This window comes from Priestia sp. YIM B13491 (assembly GCF_042787605.1).
In the GTDB taxonomy this organism is placed as follows: Bacteria; Bacillota; Bacilli; order Bacillales; family Bacillaceae_H; genus Priestia; species Priestia megaterium_E.
In genome coordinates, this window is record NZ_JBHZOR010000001.1 from 1,108,063 (window position 1) to 1,130,646 (window position 22,584).

At 36.2% G+C, this 22,584-nt stretch carries 21 protein-coding genes and 2 pseudogenes; 18 read left to right on the forward strand and 5 right to left on the reverse strand.

Features of this window, described 5'->3' with window-relative positions; genetic code table 11:
- Positions 1 to 8: 8 nt before the first annotated feature.
- Both ACFX4E_RS05765 and ACFX4E_RS05770 read left to right on the forward strand, forming a co-directional pair.
- Positions 9 to 1,433 (forward strand): SLC45 family MFS transporter, encoded by a 1,425-nt coding sequence (locus tag ACFX4E_RS05765; RefSeq protein ID WP_377258900.1) that lies wholly within the window; start codon positions 9 to 11, stop codon positions 1,431 to 1,433.
- 166 nt (positions 1,434 to 1,599) lie between these two features.
- A complete protein-coding gene (locus ACFX4E_RS05770; RefSeq protein ID WP_377237785.1) occupies positions 1,600 to 2,157 on the forward strand; it encodes a sugar O-acetyltransferase in 558 nt (185 codons plus the stop codon).
- Between the two features lie 305 nt (positions 2,158 to 2,462).
- On the opposite strand, the gene ACFX4E_RS05775 is transcribed toward ACFX4E_RS05770, so the two are convergent.
- The gene (locus ACFX4E_RS05775) at positions 2,463 to 3,011 is read right to left on the reverse strand and encodes a TetR/AcrR family transcriptional regulator (protein WP_377237784.1); all 549 of its coding nucleotides are present in this window, start codon (positions 3,009 to 3,011) and stop codon (positions 2,463 to 2,465) included.
- Between the two features lie 216 nt (positions 3,012 to 3,227).
- On the opposite strand from ACFX4E_RS05775, the gene ACFX4E_RS05780 reads away from it, so the two are divergent.
- Both ACFX4E_RS05780 and ACFX4E_RS05785 read left to right on the forward strand, forming a co-directional pair.
- The gene (locus ACFX4E_RS05780) at positions 3,228 to 4,091 is read left to right on the forward strand and encodes an aldo/keto reductase (RefSeq protein WP_377237783.1); all 864 of its coding nucleotides are present in this window, start codon (positions 3,228 to 3,230) and stop codon (positions 4,089 to 4,091) included.
- A gap of 81 nt (positions 4,092 to 4,172) precedes the next feature.
- Entirely contained in the window at positions 4,173 to 4,583 is a 411-nt protein-coding gene (locus ACFX4E_RS05785) for a cupin domain-containing protein (protein WP_114897429.1), read from the forward strand.
- A gap of 112 nt (positions 4,584 to 4,695) precedes the next feature.
- Here ACFX4E_RS05785 and ACFX4E_RS05790 read toward each other — a convergent pair whose 3' ends face one another.
- From ACFX4E_RS05790 to ACFX4E_RS05800, 3 genes are all read right to left on the reverse strand, one after another.
- Complete coding sequence (locus tag ACFX4E_RS05790; protein WP_377237782.1) at positions 4,696 to 5,403, reverse strand: SDR family oxidoreductase; 708 nt, start codon at positions 5,401 to 5,403, stop codon at positions 4,696 to 4,698.
- A gap of 131 nt (positions 5,404 to 5,534) precedes the next feature.
- The gene (locus ACFX4E_RS05795) at positions 5,535 to 6,704 is read right to left on the reverse strand and encodes an MFS transporter (RefSeq protein ID WP_377237781.1); all 1,170 of its coding nucleotides are present in this window, start codon (positions 6,702 to 6,704) and stop codon (positions 5,535 to 5,537) included.
- 81 nt (positions 6,705 to 6,785) lie between these two features.
- Positions 6,786 to 7,295 carry a cyclophilin-like fold protein gene (locus ACFX4E_RS05800; RefSeq protein WP_377237780.1) on the reverse strand — a complete coding sequence of 170 codons (510 nt, stop codon included), beginning with the start codon at positions 7,293 to 7,295 and terminating at the stop codon, positions 6,786 to 6,788.
- Between the two features lie 178 nt (positions 7,296 to 7,473).
- Between ACFX4E_RS05800 and ACFX4E_RS05805 the strand changes: the two genes are divergently transcribed.
- From ACFX4E_RS05805 to ACFX4E_RS05865, 13 genes and pseudogenes are all read left to right on the forward strand, one after another.
- Entirely contained in the window at positions 7,474 to 8,364 is an 891-nt protein-coding gene (locus ACFX4E_RS05805; RefSeq protein WP_377237926.1) for a LysR family transcriptional regulator, read from the forward strand.
- A 1,098-nt stretch (positions 8,365 to 9,462) separates the two neighbouring features.
- Positions 9,463 to 10,254 (forward strand): rod shape-determining protein MreC, encoded by a 792-nt coding sequence (mreC, locus tag ACFX4E_RS05810; protein WP_377237779.1) that lies wholly within the window; start codon positions 9,463 to 9,465, stop codon positions 10,252 to 10,254.
- Between the two features lie 181 nt (positions 10,255 to 10,435).
- Positions 10,436 to 11,131 carry a response regulator transcription factor gene (locus ACFX4E_RS05815; protein ID WP_028414892.1) on the forward strand — a complete coding sequence of 232 codons (696 nt, stop codon included), beginning with the start codon at positions 10,436 to 10,438 and terminating at the stop codon, positions 11,129 to 11,131.
- Between the two features lie 261 nt (positions 11,132 to 11,392).
- A complete protein-coding gene (locus tag ACFX4E_RS05820) occupies positions 11,393 to 12,076 on the forward strand; it encodes a response regulator transcription factor (RefSeq protein WP_028414891.1) in 684 nt (227 codons plus the stop codon).
- Positions 12,077 to 13,495 (forward strand): HAMP domain-containing sensor histidine kinase, encoded by a 1,419-nt coding sequence (locus ACFX4E_RS05825; RefSeq protein ID WP_377237778.1) that lies wholly within the window; start codon positions 12,077 to 12,079, stop codon positions 13,493 to 13,495.
- Between the two features lie 140 nt (positions 13,496 to 13,635).
- The gene (locus tag ACFX4E_RS05830) at positions 13,636 to 14,304 is read left to right on the forward strand and encodes a phosphatase PAP2 family protein (RefSeq protein WP_377237777.1); all 669 of its coding nucleotides are present in this window, start codon (positions 13,636 to 13,638) and stop codon (positions 14,302 to 14,304) included.
- Positions 14,305 to 14,803: 499 nt separating this feature from the next.
- Positions 14,804 to 14,958: pseudogene (locus ACFX4E_RS05835) on the forward strand (hypothetical protein).
- Positions 14,959 to 15,312: 354 nt separating this feature from the next.
- Complete coding sequence (locus ACFX4E_RS05840; protein ID WP_033580026.1) at positions 15,313 to 15,642, forward strand: PadR family transcriptional regulator; 330 nt, start codon at positions 15,313 to 15,315, stop codon at positions 15,640 to 15,642.
- Positions 15,629 to 16,192: an HAAS signaling domain-containing protein gene (locus ACFX4E_RS05845; RefSeq protein ID WP_165636209.1), complete on the forward strand. Its 564-nt coding sequence runs from the start codon at positions 15,629 to 15,631 to the stop codon at positions 16,190 to 16,192. Before ACFX4E_RS05840 ends, ACFX4E_RS05845 begins: the two co-directional genes overlap by 14 nt.
- Positions 16,182 to 17,045: a DUF4097 family beta strand repeat-containing protein gene (locus tag ACFX4E_RS05850; protein WP_377258903.1), complete on the forward strand. Its 864-nt coding sequence runs from the start codon at positions 16,182 to 16,184 to the stop codon at positions 17,043 to 17,045. Before ACFX4E_RS05845 ends, ACFX4E_RS05850 begins: the two co-directional genes overlap by 11 nt.
- Positions 17,046 to 17,410: 365 nt before the next feature.
- A complete protein-coding gene (locus ACFX4E_RS05855) occupies positions 17,411 to 18,577 on the forward strand; it encodes an alanine dehydrogenase (RefSeq protein ID WP_377237775.1) in 1,167 nt (388 codons plus the stop codon).
- A gap of 21 nt (positions 18,578 to 18,598) precedes the next feature.
- On the forward strand, positions 18,599 to 20,017 hold the full coding sequence (locus ACFX4E_RS05860) for a sodium/glutamate symporter (protein ID WP_033580029.1): 1,419 nt from the start codon (positions 18,599 to 18,601) through the stop codon (positions 20,015 to 20,017).
- Between the two features lie 385 nt (positions 20,018 to 20,402).
- Positions 20,403 to 20,789 (forward strand): hypothetical protein, encoded by a 387-nt coding sequence (locus ACFX4E_RS05865; RefSeq protein ID WP_377258906.1) that lies wholly within the window; start codon positions 20,403 to 20,405, stop codon positions 20,787 to 20,789.
- A 153-nt stretch (positions 20,790 to 20,942) separates the two neighbouring features.
- On the opposite strand, the gene ACFX4E_RS05870 is transcribed toward ACFX4E_RS05865, so the two are convergent.
- Positions 20,943 to 22,055 (reverse strand): type II asparaginase, encoded by a 1,113-nt coding sequence (locus ACFX4E_RS05870; protein ID WP_377258948.1) that lies wholly within the window; start codon positions 22,053 to 22,055, stop codon positions 20,943 to 20,945.
- A 207-nt stretch (positions 22,056 to 22,262) separates the two neighbouring features.
- On the opposite strand from ACFX4E_RS05870, the pseudogene ACFX4E_RS05875 reads away from it, so the two are divergent.
- Positions 22,263 to 22,541 (forward strand): annotated as a pseudogene (locus ACFX4E_RS05875) (glucose PTS transporter subunit IIA); the annotation flags it as partial.
- Positions 22,542 to 22,584: the final 43 nt, after the last annotated feature.

Here is a 22,584-nt window from a genome sequence, read left to right on the forward strand (position 1 = left end):
AACAACATATGTTGTGGCACTTTACATCAGAACATCTATCTTTTGCGACTGTTAATTCAATCATAGGAGGCAGTTATGTTAGAAGAAAAATCGTTGAAATCAGTGAAAAAAGGGTTCAGCCAAACTTACCTTATCTACCGATCAGTACCATATGGTTAATTAGTTTTGGATTTTTAGGTGTACAAATGGCATTCTCATTACAGAGTTCAAATATGGGACGCATATTTCAAACAATCGGTGCTGATCCAACTACATTAGGCTTTTTCTTTATTTTACCGCCGTTGGCTGGTTTAGTGGTTCAGCCCTTAGTTGGTTATTTTTCCGATCGCACCTGGATGCCAAGGCTTGGCCGTCGTATACCTTATCTACTGATTGGCGCAATTGTAGCCGTAATTGTTATGTGTTTGCTGCCAAACGCCGGCAGTTTTGGTTTTAGTGCGGTGGCTGCCATGACTTTTGGAGCTATCACTATTTTGTTTATGGACGTATCATCAAATGTAGCCATGCAGCCATTTAAGATGATGGTTGGAGACATGGTCAATGAAGAGCAAAAAAGTTTTGCCTATTCTATTCAAAGTTTTCTATCAAACAGCGGTGCTGTGCTAGCCTGTATTTTCCCTTTTGTATTAACGGTATTAGGTGTGTCAAATAGTGCACCAAAAGGAGTAGTACCGCAATCAGTTGTTATTTCATTTTATGTTGGGGCCGTTGTGTTAATTATTTGTAGTTTATTTACAATACTTAAAGTAAAAGAATATTCACCTGCAGAATTTGCAGCATACCACGGTATTGCAGACGAAGCTACAAAAGAAAATGTAAACGTTTTTAAACTGCTTCGTAACGCTCCAAAGGTTTTTTGGACGGTCACGCTTGTTCAATTTTTCTGCTGGATGGGCTTTCAATATTTGTGGACGTACGGTACAGGTGCAGTCGCTGAAAACGTTTGGTATACGAATCAGCCGTCTAGCTCAGGCTATCAAGCAGCGGGCAACTGGTTCGGTATTTTATCAGCTGTACAGTCGGTTGCCGCAGTCATTTGGTCACTAGCTTTGTCACGCGTAGCCAACAACAAACGTAAGCCAGCGTATGCTTTTAGTTTACTGCTAGGTGGTATCGGTTTTGGGTCTGTCTTTTTTATTCACAATCAATGGATGCTGATTGCTTCATTTATTTTAATTGGCATCGCTTGGGCTGCTATGATGACGTTTCCGTTTACGATGCTTACCAACGCCCTGTCAGGAAAGAATATGGGAACATATCTAGGATTATTTAATGGAAGTATTTGTTTACCGCAAATTATAGCTTCTTGCTTGAGTTTTGCTTTGTTCCCAATAATCGGATCTTCTATGCCAGGCATGATTTTAATCTCAGGTATTTTACTTGTTACGGGAGCAGCGTCTGTTTCAATTATTAAGGAAACATATACAAACTAATTAGTAACTGTCCATGGTACAAAAGCAGCGTGGTTTCTTAGCTTTTTTGTGTTCGAGCTATTGATCGGAATCTATAAACATCTCATTTTTGTATTGACTATCATGATAGAATGTAAACGAATTCAATTTAGTGGGAAATTTGATAACAAGAATGGAGAATGAATCAATGAAAACTGAAAAAGAAAAAATGGTGGATGGCGAGCTGTATTTTCCAGCAGACCAAGAATTAGTAAAGGACCGGGAAGATGCAAGAAGGCTTGTTCGTTCGTTTAACGATACAGATGAGACGAATTATGAAAAGCGTACGGAGTTACTAAAAAAACTATTCGGTTCAACTGGAGAACGTATCTACCTTGAATCCAACTTTCGATGTGACTACGGATACAATATCCACGTAGGAGAAAATTTTTATGCGAACTTTGACTGCACACTTTTAGATGGGGGACGAATTACTATAGGGAAGAACTGTATGATGGCACCGGGCGTACATATTTATACGAATACTCATCCTGTGAATGCAGAACAGCGAATTACAGAAGTTGAATATACCAAGCCCGTCACGATTGGAGATAATGTATGGATTGGAGGACGAGCTGTCATCAATCCAGGCGTTACAATTGGACATAATGTTGTAATCGCTTCCGGATCTGTTGTGATAAAAGATGTTCCAGATAATGTAGTAGTGGGAGGGAACCCCGCAAAGATTATAAAGAAGTTGGATTAGTTTTTACGAGCTAAACATCGTTTATAAAGCAATTGGAAAATAAAGTATTATCAATAGAAATGACTCCTTCTGTAAAAATCAATATCCGTTAAAAAAAACACAATGTTTGAGCAGCACTAAACCTATGGATACTCAGCAGGTTTAGTGCTGTTCTTTTATGTTGAGATGATCTCTTTATCTGACTGCAAGTCATATCATCTCATCTCTAACTCAGCTTATTAACATAATCTTCTAATAAGAAAGTTTCTGCCACTTTTACACTTTGGGGGAATTTTCATTTATGTGTACGTATAAAACGGATTAAATTATTCCAAATTCCGATCTAACAATATACCGGTTTGCTCCGCTATTACATCGGTTGGAACGTGCATCCCGTTTTTAAACCACCATTCTACTGTCCCTACAACGGCCGAGGCAAAGAACTGAATAACAACCTCTTTACGCAGCCCTTTATTTTCTCCTTCAGTTGTATCAACTTCAGGACCATACTCTTGGATGACTAACTCGAGAAAACGACTCCGAAAATAATGAGCACCTTTACTTTCTAACATGGTTGAAAAGAAGAGATGGTGACCCTCAAAATATTCAAACCAAACATAATTTCCTTCTTGAAACGTCATATCAGCAGCCGAATGACATAGTTCTTCGAGGTTGTTCATATGTTCTTCAATCATCTTATCTAATAAATCATATTTATCCATATAGTGAAGATAAATCGTGCCTCGGTTAACATTTGCTTTGTCGGCAATATCCTGAATGGTAATGTCATCAAATCGTTTTTGGGTCATTAATTCAGTCACTGCGGTTTTTATAGCCTCTTGGCTCTTGAGTATTCTTCTATCCACTTTCGCCATTTTAAAAACCTCACTTTTTTTAAAAGATATTCAACAATACCTCTTCATTTGTTGAGTAATCAACGAATCGCCTTCAATTAACGATTGAAAGGATTTTATTTGCTTTTATAATTATAGACAGATGTTGATTAATCAATCAATATTGATTTACTTTTAACAGGCAGATAGATGCTTTTAAAGTATAGAAAAATAAACAATTCAAAGGAGATAAAAAACATGTTTAACGAAACGTATAAATTATCAAACGGTGTAGAAATTCCACTATTAGGTCTTGGTACGTGGCTGCTTGATGACGAACAGGCAGCTCAGGCAGTGCGCGATGCGGTATCTAGCGGGTATCGCCATATTGATACGGCACAAGCTTATATGAATGAAGCTGGCATAGGCGAAGGAATCCGTTCATGCGGTGTTGCAAGAGAAGAACTTTTTATTACAACAAAGGTTGCAGCAGAAGCAAAAACTTATGAGGAAGTTACGAATTCCATTGATGAGTCTTTAACAAAGTTGGGGTTGGATTACATTGATCTTCTAATTATCCACAGTCCACAGCCTTGGACGGAGTTTAGAGAAGAGAAACGTTACTTCGAAGAAAACAAAGAGGCATGGAAAGCAATGGAGGATGCTTATAAGGCAGGGAAGGTAAAGGCAATCGGCCTTTCTAACTTCCTTCAGGATGATATAGAGAATATTCTTTCTAGCTGTGAAATCAAGCCTATGGTCAATCAAATATTGGCACATGTGAGCAATACGCCTTTGGAGTTAATTGAGTTCTGCCAGAAGAATGGCATCTTGGTAGAAGCATATTCACCAATTGCGCACGGTGCGGTTCTTGATAATAAAGAAGTGAAGGTAATAGCTGATAAATACGGAGTGTCTGTTGCTCAACTTTGCCTGCGCTATGATATTCAGCTTGGTCTTGGAGTCATTCCTAAGACGGCAAATCCAGATCATATGAGAATCAATGCAAAGCTTGACTTTGTGATCAGCGATGCAGATATGGAGACTTTGAAAAATGTAGAACCTATTCAAGATTATGGTGAGCATAGCTACTTCCCGGTATTTGGCGGGAAATTAAAATAAACGGCTAACGAATGAGGACTTTTTATAGCAATGAATGAGCCAAGAGATACAACTATGAATAATAGTATTGGAGGAATCAAAATGGCAAAACATGAAGAAGTAAAAAATGGCGTTATTTTTCCAGCAGGTGAAAAGAATGAAGCATATGCACAATTTTTTGTTGGACAAAGCTATCTTCAAACCTTAATCGCAGATCCTAAAGTGAACGTTGGAGTTGGAAATGTAACCTTTGAACCTGGATGCCGCAATAACTGGCATATTCATCGTGATGGATTTCAGCTTCTATTAGTAACGGGTGGCGAAGGTTGGTACCAAGAAGAAGGAAAACCTGCACAATTCTTAAAAGCTGGAGATGTTATTGTGACGCATGATGGTGTCAAACATTGGCATGGTGCTGCAAAAGACAGCTGGTTTGAACACATTGCGATCACTGCCGGTACGCCGGAATGGTTAGAACCAGTAACGGATGAGGAATATAACAACATAAAATAATAGATCGTATGTATCTTAGAAGCAAAAACCCTACGGATTATTCCTAATAATCCGTAGGGTTTTTATTATGCATTCAAGATGTCATAGGAAATAGCCTTAACGCTATAAAAGTTCACCAATCGATTTGTTTTCCGTCTTTAAAAAAGCCTCCGGAAGGTCCTTCGGGTCCAATCGTTGCTAACCAAAGAATAGAACGAGCAGCTTGCTGCGGCGTTCTTGGAGCTGATGGTCCATCCATATCTGAGCTTACCCATCCCGGATCGACCGCGTTAATTTTGATATCTTTGGTGCTTTCTGCAGCTATTAATTGCGTTAAGCCATTTAGAATAAGCTTGGATAACTTATAAGCGCCCACTCCTGGAGATGACATTTCACTCATTGCGCCATATTCTGATGAAACATTAATAATTCTTCCGTAGGCTTGCTGTTCCATAAGAGGCATAAAGGAACGGATTACGTGGTAAGCACCGAAGAAATTCGTTTCTAGCGTTTTTTCTAGAATAGAAGGGTCCAAGTTCACTAATTTTTGATTTTTATCTAAATATATGCCCGCGTTATTAATTAACACATCTAATCGTCCATATTGTTCACTTACTGTAGCTGCAGCTTGGCGGATACTGGCTTCACTGCTTATATCCATCACTACAAACGAAACATCAAGATGAGAGTCTTTAAGCTTTTGCACGGCTTTATGTCCGCTTTCTGAATTTCGGCTCGTCAAAATGACTTTAAAACCATCCACCGCCAATTGTCTCACTAGTTCATATCCAATACCGCGATTTCCCCCGGTGACGAGTGCAACTTTAGTGTGTTTTTCCATTTCAAGTCCTCCATTTTTTATTTATTAATTCTGTAAGCATTGACTATAATAGAATGCAGCTTTTCATAGATGTAATAAAAGAAAACAAAGGGATCCTACTAGGGATCCCGAAAGAAAGTTGCGTTGATGTCTTATTTTGAAAGTTGACTTACAGGACGTTTCATATAACTTCTTGGTAAAATAAATATTGCGCTCAATACTAATGACAAAATCCCCACTAGTACAACGTATTGTATACCCATTCCTGATATAAACAGTCCACCTACGGCTGTACCAATGGTTGTTCCTAAGTTAACGGATGCTAAAAATAATCCATTCGCGAAATCAGGGGCTTCTGGAGCTGCTGATGAAATCCAGTATTGATTAATATTCGTTCCTATACCAGCAAATATTCCCCAAACTAAAGTCATGATAGCCATCGGCCAAGTAAACTGTCCGATGAAGAATAAAATGATGTAAACGACTCCCAATGCGAAAGGAAAAACGACTACAGTTTTAACGGCATTTTTCGTAAGTAATTTCCCTGCGATAATGTTTCCGATAATATTTGCCACACCGTACAGCACCAGCATGAAACTAATTAATTGTCCAGAGAGGTTCGTAACGCTTTTAAGATACTCAGCAAGATAGCTATATACCCCAAATACTGCTGAATTGAGTAAAAGGACAGCAATGATCGAAAGCCAAGTAACGTGTTTTTTTAATACGCTGAGCTGTGCTCCGTATGAAAGTCTTTCTTTAACAGGCATTGAAGGGAAGAATGCCCACGTAGCAATAAATACTATCGCATTAATAACAGCAAAAAACGTCATGGACAGTTGAAACGAGACTGTACTTGCAAGAAAACTTGCGATCGGCACACCAAGTACCATACCTGCAGATACGCCAATAAAGACTTTTGAAACAGCTTTTGGAGCCTCTTCCTTGCTGACTGAGTTCGCTGCCATTGTAAAAGCTGCTGAAAAATAAATTGGATGAAAAATAGCTGGAATCACACGCGCAATGATGGCAATAGCAAAATTAGAAGTAAAGATAGAGATAATGTTACCTAAAATGAAAATACCAAGTACAAGCAGCATTGCCTTCTTGCGATTGACTCCCGAAAATAATAACGGCATCGTTGGACCGGATATTGACACGGTAAGCGCAAAGAGACTCACCAGCCATCCTGCCTTTGATACACTGATATGAAAGTGATCCGCAATGTAGGGTAATATCCCTATAACGCCCATTTCGGTATTGATAATACCGAAAGCTCCTAAAGTTAAGACAAATATAAATAGCTTAGTTTGTTTAGACATAAAATAAAGATCCTTCTTTCTAAAAAATGTTGTGTTCTAGTGGCTGTAAAGCGGTTTGTTGAAAGGTGTATTGTCATGTTTTTACTTAGTGACTTTTTCAATTCTACCTGTAAAATCACCATCAACATTTTCAACATTTTCTTTTCCTGATTCAATTTGACCTAGTATGATAAGGTCGTTTGTAGCATCTTCAAGACCTTTGTAAAAAATAGCTACATTTCCCCAAGGACCGTAATAAGCAAAGTCTCCTTTTTTGGATAGGTCTTCGGCCTGTACATCATCTATAGATAATCTTTTTTGTAAAATACTAACTTTCTCTTTACCTATATAATCTTCAAACGTTACGGTTAAAGGCAGTTGAGCTAGAAAATCCTTACTTGCTGGGTTATCGTACATCCTAACAAACACTTCTTTGTTGTTGAACGTTAACTTTATTCTTGTATTTGAAATACTATCTTCTTCTGTTTGTTCTGGTACTCGGTTTAAATGCTTACTGGCATTATGGTCGGTTGCAGAAGAATGATTGTTGCCGCAAGCAGTGAGTGCAGCGCTTATTACTAAGATAGAAGGCAGATGTAACATTTTTTTCATCTTAAGATCCTTTCCACATTGAATTATTAAAGATGTTGCTGGTGTGACATGAACTTCTTTGTTGTTTATTCTAACGGCTTCTTCCAAATATAAAAAATACTTATATCTTATATCATGATATGTTTGATAAGCATTTCTGGAGTGTATATACTAAAGCTTATGAAAGGAGGAGAGGGATATAGAAATTCGAGTTTTGCGGTATTTTCTTACGGTTGCAAGAGAAGGAAACATCACGAAGGCCGCTGATGTTTTGCATGTGACACAGCCAACACTGTCTAGGCAATTAAAAGATCTTGAACAAGAGTTGGGCAAAAAATTATTTATTCGCAGCAGTCACAGTATCATTTTGACAGATGAAGGAATGCTTCTGAGAAACAGGGCAGAGGAAATTGTTAATATGGTCGATAAATTAGAGGCGGAGTTTAGTTCCATGGAAGAAACAATAGGTGGTGATATTTATATAGGGGGCGGGGAGACAGAAGCAATGAAACATATTGCACGAGTCGCAAAAGATGTGCAGTTACGTTATCCAAATATACGATATCACCTCTACAGCGGAAACGAAGAAGATATAACGGAACGACTTGACAAGGGGCTGCTTGACTTTGGCATTTTAATTCAACCGGCTGATATTTCAAAATACAATTATCTTAATATCCCTGCCAAAGATGTTTGGGGCGTTGTGATGAGAAGAGACAGTCCTCTTGCCCTCAAAGAAAGCATTCAAGCTGCGGATTTATTGAACGCTCCACTAATCTGTTCACGACAGGCCATGAAACAGACATTTTCAAAAAATGAATTTTCGGATTGGTTTGGCGAAGACTTTCATAAATTAAACATCGTTACTACATACAATCTTGCATATAATGCGGCCATTATGGTTGAAGAAGGCATTGGGTATGCCATAACACTTGATAAAATAGTCAATACGTCTACTAATAGCAACCTTTGTTTCAGGCCGTTACAGCCAAGACTTGAATCAGGTTTAAATATTGTGTGGAAAAAGCATCATGTTCTTTCAGCTGCAGCTGATGCGTTTTTAAAAGAACTGCAGGGGGAATTTTCATAAACTCTAAACTGACAGCGCATCGGTCTAGTTCAAACAAATGGATTAAAAAGACTTATCTATACGGTATGGTAGATAAGTCTTTTTACTGGGGGTATGGAGGTGATGTTAAGAGCCCTAGGATGTTTTATTAGGATGTATTAACTCCCATTCGCCAGGGTTAGTGTCATCTGGCGATAAACCGTTAATAATATCAAGATAATGATTAGCTTTTTCGTCCATATATTTTACAGTTCTTTTAGCTTCCTTTACGGAGAGCGATTGAAGATAAAAGAGACGTACCTAAAAATAGCAGGCTTGAACGAGTAAGCGCTGATTAGAGACCGGTTAACTTTCATAGATCTTAATGGAATATAGATGTATAAAAGCGTAGCCTGTCACGAGTTCACGCTTTTATAGTGATAGCTTAAAACGTAGACTTCATTTTGCAAAGAAGAAATTTTTAAAAAGATAAGTGAGACGAACATTTCACCAATTTTTCACTATTAGATGTTAGTATAAACATCAGTAATGCAATACAACATTTTCTATAGAACTCCCCTATTTAGGCTGACCTTTTAAGGTGAGCTTTTTTTGTGTCTGCAATTAATATGCTCCATAGAATATTGTACATACAGGAAATAAAACAAACGACTAACAGTCATATTAGTCGTTTGTTTTAGGAGAGGAACCTACTTGTTTGGGTTTAATATATAGTATATCTTTCTGCTATTTATTCATATAGAGCAACAGTCATTAAGGAAGATGCTACTGGTGTTGATTGGAGTAGATGAAATCACTAATGACTTTGACGAACAATCCAATTGGGGAGACGGTTATAAATGCCTTCCATAAAAATAAAATATTTATTTTTTATCGAATTCTCATTTTAATTTCATTTAAATTTCATTACACAGTATTAAATTTAAATTATGTGAGCCAAGTTTTTTAAACATAACGTTATGCCTTCAGCTTTTGAAACTAGAAAATAAGTACAATTCATTAAAAGAAGGAGAGCGTTGAACAGTTGTTAAGAGGTCAAAGATGATGATACTTAAGAAATTTTTAAGAAACAGCTAGTAAGATTATAAATAGCATGACTATTGGTAGGAAGGTGCCATTTTGATACGTTTTCAAAGAAAGAAGAAAAGACATACATATATTTTGATAGGAGGGATTCTTACTGTAGGAGGACTTATTTTTGTTGGAACCTTGTACAAAGGTAGCTTACTTTCTTTAGACAAGCTTTCTTGGAGTGAACCTCAACAAGTGAGTCAATTATTTTCCACTTACAAAGAAAACTCTATCTTAAAGAATAAGCTAGCCACTGAAAATCAGGAGGAAGCAAATGCTTATAAGTTGGAATATGAAAATAAAGTCTTAAAAAAAATTTTAAAAGCAGAAGATCAGGTGAAAACCTATAATCCTGTAACAGCTACCGTAATTGGCCGCTCAACGAACAACTGGAACAATGAATTAACAATTGATAAAGGAAAGAAGCAGGGGTTAAAAATAGATATGAATGTGCTAGGTACAAATGGAGTCATTGGGAAGGTATACAAAGTTTTTTCGTCAACCTCTATCGTAGAACTAATTAGCTCAAACCTTAGGACAAATCGTATGGAGGTAATGTTAAAGGATAGGAAAAGCGTGAATGGAACATTAGAAGGCTACGATGATAAAAAAGGTAATTTAATTATTAGAAAAATCCCTAGTGAGGCTGAGGTTAATGTAGGAGATAAAGTTCAAACCTCTCCTATCAGTTCAATCTTTCAAAGGAAATTAGCCTTAGGAAAAGTCATCAAAGTAAAGCCTGATGAATATGGACTAACGCAATTGGCCGTTGTAAAACCCTCATCCAACTTTAATGATATTAGTGAAGTAATTGTTATTAAAGCAAAGAACAATGGGTAGGGAATTTAATATCACATTCTAATAGAAGTCTTTTATCTTATGTTTTTATGTTCAGCACTTAAAATTTCTTATTGTCCACTGAGATGTTGGTTTGTGATAGCTATACACTTCTCTTTATTATTGGAAAGAGCGATCGATATGCAAAGCAAAAATATAGAGATTGAAAAGAGGGGTTAGTTAGATGAAAGAAAGTATTTTAATTGTGGAAGATGAAGTAGAAATAGGCAATATATTAAAAATGGAACTTGAACATGAAGGTTACCAAGTGAAAATTAAAAACAATGGAAGAGATGGTCTCGAAATGGCCTTATCAAATATGTTTGATTTAATTTTACTTGACATTATGCTACCGGAAATGAGTGGTATAGAGGTCTTGCGTAAAGTAAGAAAGAGAGAAAATTACGTGCCTATTATTCTTTTGACAGCTCGCAACTCAACTCTAGACAAAATACTGGGGTTAGATCATGGCGCAAACGATTATATAACTAAGCCATTTAAAACTGAGGAATTGCTGGCTCGGATACGTTCTTTACTACGTTATAAGCACCTTGTTATTAGGAATAAGGTAGAAAAAGACTCGTTATTATTAATTGAAGATATGGTTATAAATACTGAATCAAGAGAAGTAACTAGAGCTGGGCAAAAAATCAGCTTAACCCCTAAAGAGTATGATTTATTAATTTACTTAGTCATCCATAAAAATAAGACGGTTACTCGTGAAGGAATCTTACTAAATGTATGGGGATATGAATACGAAGGAGATACAAATATACTTGATGTTTATATAAGTTATTTGAGAAAGAAAATTGAAGAAGGATTTAGTCCCTCACTCATTGAGACTGTTCGAGGTATAGGATACACCATTAAAGAAAGTTAAAGAAACAAGGAAAGCAACTTTATATGATTCATTAAAGAAGATTAAGAAATAAATTCATTTATTCTTAATCTCTTTTTTATTCAAATCTAATTTTTATTTGATAAATTGAAGAAAAGCCTATAAAGAAGAAAGTCATAGAAAACTTATTTCATATTTCTTCTTATTATCTTTCAAAATTGAGGGATATAGTACTAGTACTCATATTCATTTGTAGAAGCAGTTTTTACGTTTTTAATTTTTAGACAAAGGAGAGTACTTTATATGCAAAAGGTACTAATTGTAGAGGATGAAGAAGGATTAGTAGAATTTTTAGAATTAGAACTAAAATATGAAGGATATTTAGTTGACGTAGCTTACGATGGTCGTACTGGTTTAGATAAAGCAACCAAGCAGAAGTACGATATTATATTATTGGATTTAATGATGCCTGGATTAAATGGAATTGAGGTATGCAGAAGACTAAGAACAACTAAGGATACTCCTGTTATTATGCTCACAGCTAAGGATAGTGTCATGGACAGGGTAATGGGGCTTGATAATGGAGCTGACGATTATTTGTCCAAACCATTTGCAATTGAAGAATTATTTGCAAGAATGCGAGTCATTTTTAGACGTCAAGAAAACAACAAGATGCTGGATCAGAAGCTACTATTAACATTTAAAGATATTGAACTTGATTTGGAATCAAGAACAGTGATAAAAGAAAAAAAACTAATTGAACTCACGAATAAAGAATTTGAACTCCTAGCCATTTTTATGCGTAACATTAACAAAGTATTAACGAGAGACATACTTTTAGAGCAAGTGTGGGGGTACGATTCAGTTGTTGAAACGAATGTTGTCGATGTATATGTTAGATATTTAAGAAATAAATTAAGTGCGCAGGACAAAGAGTTATATATTCAAACCATCAGAGGGGTTGGGTACGTGATGCGTGATGTTTAAATGAGAAAGTGGATAAAGTGTATAAAAGATTTGCCTATAAGATGGAAGATAACGTTATGGTCTTCCATGTTTTTATTTTTTCTTTTTCTCTCTTATAACCTCTTTCAATACATTGTGATTGATAACGGTATTTTAAATTATGAGAAGCAAAATGGTATTCATCAATTAAACGAGGTTCTCGCTTTTATTCAATCTGATGATGAACCTTTATCCTTAAAACAAATTGAAAACAGTGAAGGATACTTATCGAAAATTAATGAAAAGAATCAGTTGATTCGTGTTCTTGATAGGAAAGGGAACATTATAACCAGTACCTCAAACAATGTTTCACCAAACTGGCAGCAACCGAAGGCGGTGAAGCACCAAGAGTATAAAGTGATTCGAAACCACGATGAACGTCTACTCGTTCTTCGTTCTCCAATTGCCACCGACAACTTCACTGGAACGGTTGAAATTGTTAGAAATATGGAGATGTCTGATGCTTTTATGGACAAGATTTTTTTATTAATGCTTGCTGCAGGGATAGGCTCACTAATCTTTAGTATTCTAGGTGGAACCATTCTAGCAAAGAAAATACTATCTAACGTTCAAGCGTTAACATTGACGATGAAAAAAATAAAAACAAATGGCCTTGAAGAACGTGTTCCAGTTAATGAAAAAAACGATGAATTTGCTCAATTAGGCAGTTTATTTAATGAGTTGATGGATAGCCTCGAAGACTCTTTTTTACAGCAAAAACAGTTTGTAGAGGATGCTTCACATGAATTAAGAACTCCGTTAGCCATTATCCAAGGACATTTGACATTGTTAAATCGCTGGGGGAAAAATGATGCAGCAGTATTAGATAAATCCTTGAAATCCAGTCTGAAAGAAGTAGAGCGTTTAACGAATCTTGTGCAAGAATTATTGGAGCTATCCCGAGCTGAAAATAGTCTGATAAATCCTGTAGATGTTGAACCTATTAACGTATTGGCCACTGTTCAACATGTTGTAAGAAATTTTGAAGTACTGTATAACAACTATGAGTTTAAAATAAGACACTCACATGAAAATCTGTACGTGAATATTTCTTCTCGCCATCTAGAACAAATATTAATCATTTTGTTAGATAATGCAGTCAAATATTCTAAGAAGGAAGAGAAAGAGGTAGTTATAGACTGTTCTCTCATCAATGAAAAGGTATCCCTTAAAATAATGGATAAAGGAATTGGAATTCCAGAAGAGGATATACCTTATATTTTAAATAGATTTTACCGAGTGGATAAGGCAAGGAGCCGAAAACAAGGAGGACTTGGCTTAGGACTGGCTATAGCCAAACGATGGATTGAAAAGTACCACGGTACGATTAACATCGAGAGTAAAGAGGGCGAAGGAACAAATGTAACGGCTGTATTGCCTCTGTTTACTAACTCTCTATAAATGTGCATATCAAACAAGCTCTGTATTTTTAATACTCCTAACTTCAAAAGCAAAGAAGCATCAAAATCTAAAAGTAAAAAGACCTTATCACATTTCATCAAAAGTAGCTTGATAAAGCACAGAAAGTAGAGGTGTCTAGTATGAAGTTGAAGTTTCAATTTACACTTGCTTTTATATTAAGCTTGTTGTCCCTTATTTGTTTTAGTGGGATGGCTCTTTTAATTAATGGATCAAAAATTGTCGCATTTGATCGGTCTATTATATCGCTAATTCAAGGGTTCGAAACTCCTGGGCTAACGACTATTATGAAATGCTTTACTTTTATTGGCTCTACGCCATCTGTGGCAGTGATTTCTCTCTTTATTTTGTTTTTTCTCTATAAAGTATTAAAACATCGAACGGAGCTTATTTTATTTATCGCGATTATTGTAGGTTCTCCAATCCTCAATGAGCTGCTAAAACTACTTTTTCATCGTGCACGTCCTGATTTCCATCGATTAATCGAAATCAATGGTTATAGCTTTCCAAGTGGGCATGCTATGAGTGCTTTTGCTGTTTACGGCGTCCTTTCATTTTTGCTCTGGCGTCATATTTCTACTCGCTGGGGACGTACACTTTTAATCGTTATTAGCACTACAATGATTCTAGCAATAGGTATTAGTCGTATTTACTTAGGTGTGCATTATCCTAGCGACGTTATTGGAGGCTATTTTGCTAGCGGCTGCTGGCTAGCTATTGCTATCTGGTTCTATCAACGCTATCAGGAGAAGAAGGTTGAGAAAAGAAGATCTACTCAAAGTAAAGAATGAATACGATGATATATCAACGCGGAAATAACCATATACCATATAGGGTAAGGATGCAAGTGACTGGCTTCATAATTAAGTGTGGATTATCAAAAGTACTGATATGAACAGCCAGCATTGATTTATGGACGTTTTTTCAGTAGGGGGAATAAAAAACGAATCTATAAGAACTGCATTTTTTATAAAGGTGATACACCACCTAGGAAATGAAATTTTTGATAGCATTCTACTTAAAACAGTCATAAAATTGACTGTTTTTATTATTAGAAAATGTAAAATAACGGTTACTTTTTTCTTGAACTTATTACAAAAAAATCAAATGAAATTGATCCATTTCTATCGATTGTGGCGGAAACTGTTAAATTTTATCTTAAAAAGTGATATTCTTACAGGAATTCAATCAATATACTTTCAAAGCCATTTGTGGATTTAATTTTTACAGTATAAAAAATATTGAGAGTCATGATTACTGTATTACTCTGAGACTAAGGATGAGCAATGTATGAACAAACTTATAATACCAGCCATACTCGTTATATTCGCTTTGTGGATCTTATTACAATTAGCTTTAGACGGGAATATCTTTAAAAACCCGCTAAATTATTTTATCTTAATTACGGTTTTTTTTTATTTATCAAGCAAGCAAAAGAAAAATAGCCTAGAATGTTCGCTGCTGAGTAGTCTATAGTTATAGGCTGCTTTTTCTTTTGGTGCATTAAAAATAATTCTATCTACAACCTTCTTTTTAAAAAGAAGGTTCAACCTTTCTTTATAAAAAACACCTTACGCAGTTATTATCTAGCTGAATTTAGCACGCCATGTATCTTTTTCCAATAAGTTATTCTAGTTTGATCATACTCGCTATAAAATGGTTAAAATTCGAAAAAAATATTAAACAGTACCTTGTAATAAACAATAGCTGGTGATATATTGTAATTATTAGGAAGTTATTATAAATCAGTACTATACAATAAACAGTAGTGGACTGTGAAAAGAAAAGGGTGAAGAACAGTGAACGTGCAATTTAAAAAAGGAGTTTTAGAGCTTTGTGTCCTTGTATTACTGGATAAGAAAGACCGCTATGGATATGAATTAGTTCAAAAAATCTCCGATCAAATTGAAATATCAGAAGGGTCGGTATATCCTCTTCTGCGCCGATTAACAAAAGAAGAATATTTTACAACGTATTTAAAGGAATCTACAGAAGGTCCTTCAAGGAAATATTATCAGCTTACCGATAAAGGCAGGGAGTATTTATACGAACTTATCGATGAATGGAATGAGTTTTCAAGAGGTGTTAATCAATTAATTAAAGAAGGTGTGAACAATGTCGAAGAGTAAATTTTTACAGCAATTAAATGAATCATTAAAACCATTATCTTCAAAAGAACGAGCAGATATTTTACAAGATTATGAAGAACATTTTTCCATTGGCTTAGAAGAAGGAAAAACAGAAGAAGAAATTGTAGCGTCGCTAGGATCCCCGAATCAAATAGCCAAAGAATTACTGGCAGATTATCACGTTGAGCAAGCAACAGCTAAGGCAACAACTCAAAATATTTTGAGAGCCACTTGGGCCGTAATTGGTTTAGCTTTTTTTAATGTAGTAATTGTTCTTGGTCCGGCCGTTGCATTAGCTGGCTTTATTTTATCAGCTTGGGCCATAGGTCTATGTTTCTTGCTATCTCCTATTCTAGTTCTCGGTGAAGCTATTGTACATTGGAGCGGCTTTTTTCTCTTTAATTTATTTATGTCGTTAGCATTTTGCGGAATTGGATATTTTATTATGCTAGGTATGTTCGTTGTAACGAAGCTAGCTATAAAAGGCTTTGTACGTTATCTGAAATACAATGTATCATTGGTGAAAGGCGGTTTAAAACGTGCTGAATAAAAAGAAACTCTCCGTTCTTGCAGGCATTCTCATTCTTATTGGGATTATAGGAAGTCTCCTTACTTATCGTGCTATTGATCCTGAACCTATTTCAAAAGAAAAAACGATCAACAGCAATCAAGTATCCAAGGTAAACATCGATACGGATAATACCCGGGTTCATGTGTACCCTATCAAAGGCGATAATATTAAAGTAACATTAAAAGGCGAAACATCTCCTAACATAAAAAGAGACTTCACTACTGCCGTTAAAAATTCAACGCTTTTCATCTCCTATAATGAACAACAGCGCAGCTGGGTCAATTTTGACATTGTTAGTATATTAAAACCGCTATCCATCAACGTTTATCTGCCTGAAAAACAGTATAATTCATTGGGGATTTCCAGCAACAATGGGTATGTATCTGTTAAAAAAGTACGCGCAGCAGATGTTTCCATTCGTGCAAACAATGGACGTGTGGAATTAGAGGACATTGATTCACAAAACTTGAACACCAGCGTACACAATGGACTTACAAGCATAAAAAATGCTGCAGCCAAAACAGTTCAAGCAAAAGGAAATAACGGAAAAATAACGCTGAGTAACGTGCAAGGTAGTTTAAAAGGTGAAACCCATAACGGAAGTATCGCTCTTGAAACAGAAGAACTTGATCGAGACATTGACTTTAAAACGCACAATGGAAAGGTTGAAATTACAACGGAAAAAGAACCAAGTAACGTTCAATTTAACGTTTCTGTTGATAATGGAAAAGTCGATATTCTGAATAAATATGATCGTAACGCTGTTATTGGAAATGGAAAGAATATCATTAAACTAGCTACTCACAACGGCAGTATTTCAGTAATAAAGTAACTGTTTGAATAAGCTTGCCTACAAAAAAGCAGAGACACAGCTAGCCTGAGATAATCAAAAAAGGGTTTCACTCATTGAACGTTGATGAGTGGAACCTTTTTTCTATGCAAGATTAATAAGCTAAAAGCTTGTTACTACACAAAAAATAGATAGTAATATTATATTGTTTTGAATTTTTATTCATTTTAATTTATAATTTGGTAAGTGAATGCAGAATAAGGTTCTACTAGAACAATCTCTCTATAGTTTGTGTGTAGCAAGATAAGGTATATTTATTCTAGTCTGAAAATTTATAATAATTTATTTAATCTTAAGATCACGCATGAAGGAGAAGCATTTACAAAAACTAATTTAGGGGGATCAACATGGTATTTGGCGTATTAAGAGATAAGAAAGTGGGAGAATATCGAGTCATTATGACGCCTTTAGAGGTTGCTGCTATTAAAGATGACGGCCATACGGTCCTTGTTCAAAAAGATGCGGGCGCATTAGCGGGATTTACGAATGAACAGTATGAAGAAGAAGGGGCGGAAATAGTAGAAACAACAGAAGAGATGTATGAAAGATGTGACTTTATCGCAAAAGTTAAAGAGATTGAAGAAAGTGAATATAAGTTGCTTAAGGAAAACCAAATTATCTATACGTGTATACATCCAGCTGCACATAAAGAGCAGGTACAGGCTATACTCGATAGCAAATGTATTGCGTTCACAGCAGAGGATTCTCATAGATTTGGTTCAGTTAACTGTGAAGCAGCGGGAAAACAAGGTGCATTGATGGGTCTGCAGGCTATGCTGACGATTAACGGCGGGAAAGGAAAATTTGTTAGTGGCTTAGCCGGAGCCCCTGGTATGAAGGTACTTATCCTTGGAGGAGGGCTAGTAGGAAGGTCGGCGCTGCAGGTACTACATTCTTTAGGTGCGTGGTGTACTGTAATGGATATCAATTACGGAACATTAAGAGATATTGGCAAAACGTATAATGAAAAAGTAAATACGCAGCTATCAACTAAGCAAAATATTAAAAAATTGCTTCCTGAAATTGATATGGTGATTAACTGTGTAAAATGGCCAAAGGAACGCGAAGATTATTTAATAGATCGTGATATGCTCAATTTAATGGAAAAAGGATCAGTTATTGTAGATATTAGCAATGATACTGACGGTGCGATTGAGTCCTTCCGTGAAACAACTCATGAAAATCCTACATATATCGAAAATGGTGTCGTTCATTATTGTGTCAGCAATATTCCTGGAGCTATTGCTAATTCTACTTCTGTAGCTTATGCGGCATCTGTATTGCCACATATCCAATCTATCCTAAATTCAGGTGTGAAATCAGCCTGTATTAAAGACGGATTTTTAAGACGAAGCTTAACCGCTTATAAAGGATACCTTACACATGAAGAAACAAGTGCTATCCAAAATAGACCTTGGATCAAACCAGAAGACGTATTACATATACAAGAAGAAAAACTAGACCCAGCACCACCGGCTACATCAACAAGATCAACTAATTTTTTAAGCATGTAACGTTACGAAAGGAGGATATGAATGACTGTATATACGATACTAGTAGATTTTGCTTGTGCCAGCGTCCTGATTCTAATAGGCATGCTGCTTCGCGCAAAATTTAAATTTATTCAAAGAAGCTTCATTCCAGCAAGCTTATTGGCAGGTTTTTTAGGTTTAGCACTAGGACCTAGCTTTCTAAATGTTCTACCTTTTTCTGAAGATATTAGCTCCTATGCAGGAATCATCACCATCTTTGTGTTTGCGGCAGTTGGGATAAACGGGTTTTCTTTTTCACCAGGCAACATGAAAAAGGATATTAATCGAATGGGCGCATATGCCACTTATAAAATTCTTTGTATAGGTCTTCAAATGTCTATTCCAATTGTTTTTTCAATTTTAGTGATTTCAAAGTTTGCCCCGGAGATTAATAACGGATTTGGTTTACTTTTAGCAGCTGGATTTTATGGAGGTCATGGAACGGCGGCAGCGGTAGGTACAACCTTTGAAAATTTAGGATGGGAAAATGCAACTGACTTAGGAATGACAGCTGCTACTGGGGGTATTTTAGCAGGTATTTTTGGCGGATTGATTTTTATAAAATGGGCAACTCGAAAAGGTTATACTCATTATGTAAAAGATTTTTCGGAAATTTCGGAGGATCTAAAAACAGGATTAGTTCAACCTAAAAATAGAACGGCAATGGGGAATGACACTATTTCACCAATTGCCATGGATCCATTAGCCTTTCATTTAGCATTATTAGTGGTGCCATCAGGTTTGGGCTATCTATTAAATAACTATATTGCTACTGCTTGGGGACTAGAATTCCCAACGTTTACAATAGCATTTTTAATAGCACTGCTTATGTACATATTGCTAGGCAAAGGAGAAAAAGGCGTTTACAAATACGTTGATAGTAAGATAGTCGATCGTTTAGGAAGTGCAGCAACTGATTTTCTTGTATTTTTCGGTGTAGCATCAATTAAATTACCGATTGTGGTTGAATATGCACTTCCGCTTGGTTTATTAATGCTTTCAGGCATAGTAGTAGTGGTGGTGATGCTAGTCGTAATTGGACCTGCTATGAACTATGAAAGCTGGTTTGAACGTTCTATATTTGTGTATGGCTACTCAACAGGTGTATTCGCTATCGGACTTACATTACTAAGAATTATTGATCCTAACAATAAATCAAAAACACTTACAGACACAGCGGTAGTTGGACCGCTTAATACGCCGTTAGAATTATTTGCATGGTCAGCGGGGCCTGTTATGCTGCTAAGCGGACAGCACTGGACGTTTGTTGGGATTTTTGCAGGCATATCAATTCTATGTTTCGTCATCGCTCGAATCTTCAAATGGTGGCACTGGAAGGTTCCTTTAGGCGAGCGTCCTCCTGTTCCATTAGATAGAAATGAAGGCTTTATTCGGATATCGGGAGAACATATTGAAAAATAACGTAGGTTAAATAAAATATGTATACTTGACTAATTATATTTATATCTTATGAACGAGAAACAAGAGCCCGTAAACATATGTTTACGGGCTCTTACAATCCGATGAGAAGTTTGTGATAGAGAAGGATAAATTCGTCCGTTTTCTACCATGATTTATCTCTTGTTTTTCTTAATTAATGGATTGTTAGTGCTTGACCTATATTAAGCCGATTGTCTAGATATTTGTAGTCTCCGTAGGTAGAAATCTTTAAAAATATACCTTCTTTTACTCGGAAACCGGAATATTTTTCAGAGTTGTACGATACTATTTTCTGATACAACCTATTCTTACAACAGGTATTTTCTTTGTTTTACCTATAAATCGCTATTGAAAGGAGCAAAAATAAATGAAACGAAATGTTGTGTATGGTTTATTACTAACAGTGTCTTTAGTATTTGCGCTTTTTTTAATTGTTGATTGGCGCCAATATGAAACTGGGTTAGAACATGCTATTAAACCTGCTGATCAAAACTATGAAAACAGCGAAAACTATGTTTCTGACAAACGTATGATAAATGTAATTGTAAAGCTAACGGAAGAAAGTCCTGCAACATTTGGAACGAGATTAAAAAGTGCGCAAAGAATAGATGAGAAGCGTGTCCATGTGAATACCAATAAGCTAGAGGGCATTATCCAGTTAAAAGAAATAGAAGGTAAGACCTTGGTATGGCGTGTGCTAGACAACACATCAACTCATTTAATTATAGAAAGTAAGAACTGGGGAAATGAATAAGGGACCTGCGGATGGTTTCTTTCCTAATTAAAAGAGGCTGAGATAAAAGTATGTTAGTGATGTCTCAACCTCTTTATGTCCTTCTTATAAGCTGCCGTTACCGATTGTTCTTAAAAAATTTAGTCAAAACAGAGGATGAAAGGTATTTTTGATTTAATACTCATTAAAGTAGGTTTGAATCTTTTGAGGATCCGTTGTTTTCGTTAAAGCAAGCATTAAAAGAATACGGGCTTTTTGTGGATTTAGCGAATCGGATGTCACAAACGTATCTTTATCATCTGATTCTTCATGTGTCACAACTCCGCTTCCTACCCGGCTAGATCTAACAATAACTACGCCTTTTTTTACCGCATCTCTAGCACCTGTCAGGGCAGCATCGGATAGCAGTCCATTTCCTGCTCCTGCAACGACGATTCCTTTTGCTCCAGCTTTTACGGCTGTGTCATAAAAGTTCCTAGAATCGTTTTGATACCCGTATATGATATCTACTTGAGGAAGCTTATCTAATTTTGATACATCGAATATTGAGTGTGTTGTATGCTTGCGAGTTGGTTTGTTATAAAATATTACCTTATCTCCAGCTATTTCTCCTACATATCCTTGTTCAGGGGATTTAAACGTATCTACTGCCGTTGTATGTGTTTTTGTTATATAACGAGCTGCACCAATTCGATCGTTAAGCGCTACTAAAACGCCGGTATTTCGTGCGTCTTTCGTAGAGGCAATTTTCACTGCATTATACAAGTTTAGCGGTCCATCTGCACTTATAGCGGTAGCTGGTCTCATTGAACCAACCACAAGCACAGGCTTGTCACTCTTTACGACTAAATTTAGAAAATAAGCCGTTTCTTCCATCGTATCAGATCCGTGCGTCACGACAATTCCATCAACATCTTTAGAAGCTAATAGTGTATTAATTCGCTTCGCTAGCTTTAACAAAATGCTGTTATCTATATTTTGACTTCCGATATTTACGACCTGTTCTCCGCTTACTTTCGCTATTTTTTTCAACTGAGGAACAGCTTTGATAATTGTTTTAATGTTAAGAGCTCCTGATTCATATCCAGTTGTGTCTGTGCTGCTTTCAGAAGAGCCTGCAATCGTACCTCCAGTGGCTAAAATCTTTATATTAGGCTGCTCTTCTTTCACTGAATGTTTTACAGTCATTTTAGAATCATTTACCGATGCATTGACCAATGATAAAGGTCCCGAAAATAAGATAACGCTTGATAAAAAGGTGATGCCTACTATTCTTTTCAGTTCCATCATTACTTAGCTCCTTTTAGGCAAAAGACATGTAACGGTATTATTGGTAATTTGAATTTAAAATATCCAATCATTTGTCCGCACGAAGAATAAATGGATAAACGCATTATTCTTATGAGATCCTTCTTGTTTTTTCTGCTTTTTAAGATACATGATATAAACGTAAAACGGATTTCAGAAAGGGGTAAAGCAGTCTAGTAGCATCCTCTTCCTGTCGGAATATTAGGTATTGGAGAACCACTTATTTATGGAGTTATTCTTCCATTAGGACGCCCATTCATTACTGCTTGTATCGGTGGAGGAATTGGAGGAGCTGTAATCGGAATGTTCGGAAACGTTGGTTCCATTGCTATCGGTCCATCTGGCCTAGCTTTAATTCCATTAATTGCTCATGGTTTATGGCTGAAATATATCATCGGCTTACTTGCAGGATATGCTGGAGGATTCATCTGCACATATTTATTTGGCATACCAAAAGAGGCTATTACAGAAGGCTCTAATAACAAAGAAGTACCTGAAGCGAAGACAA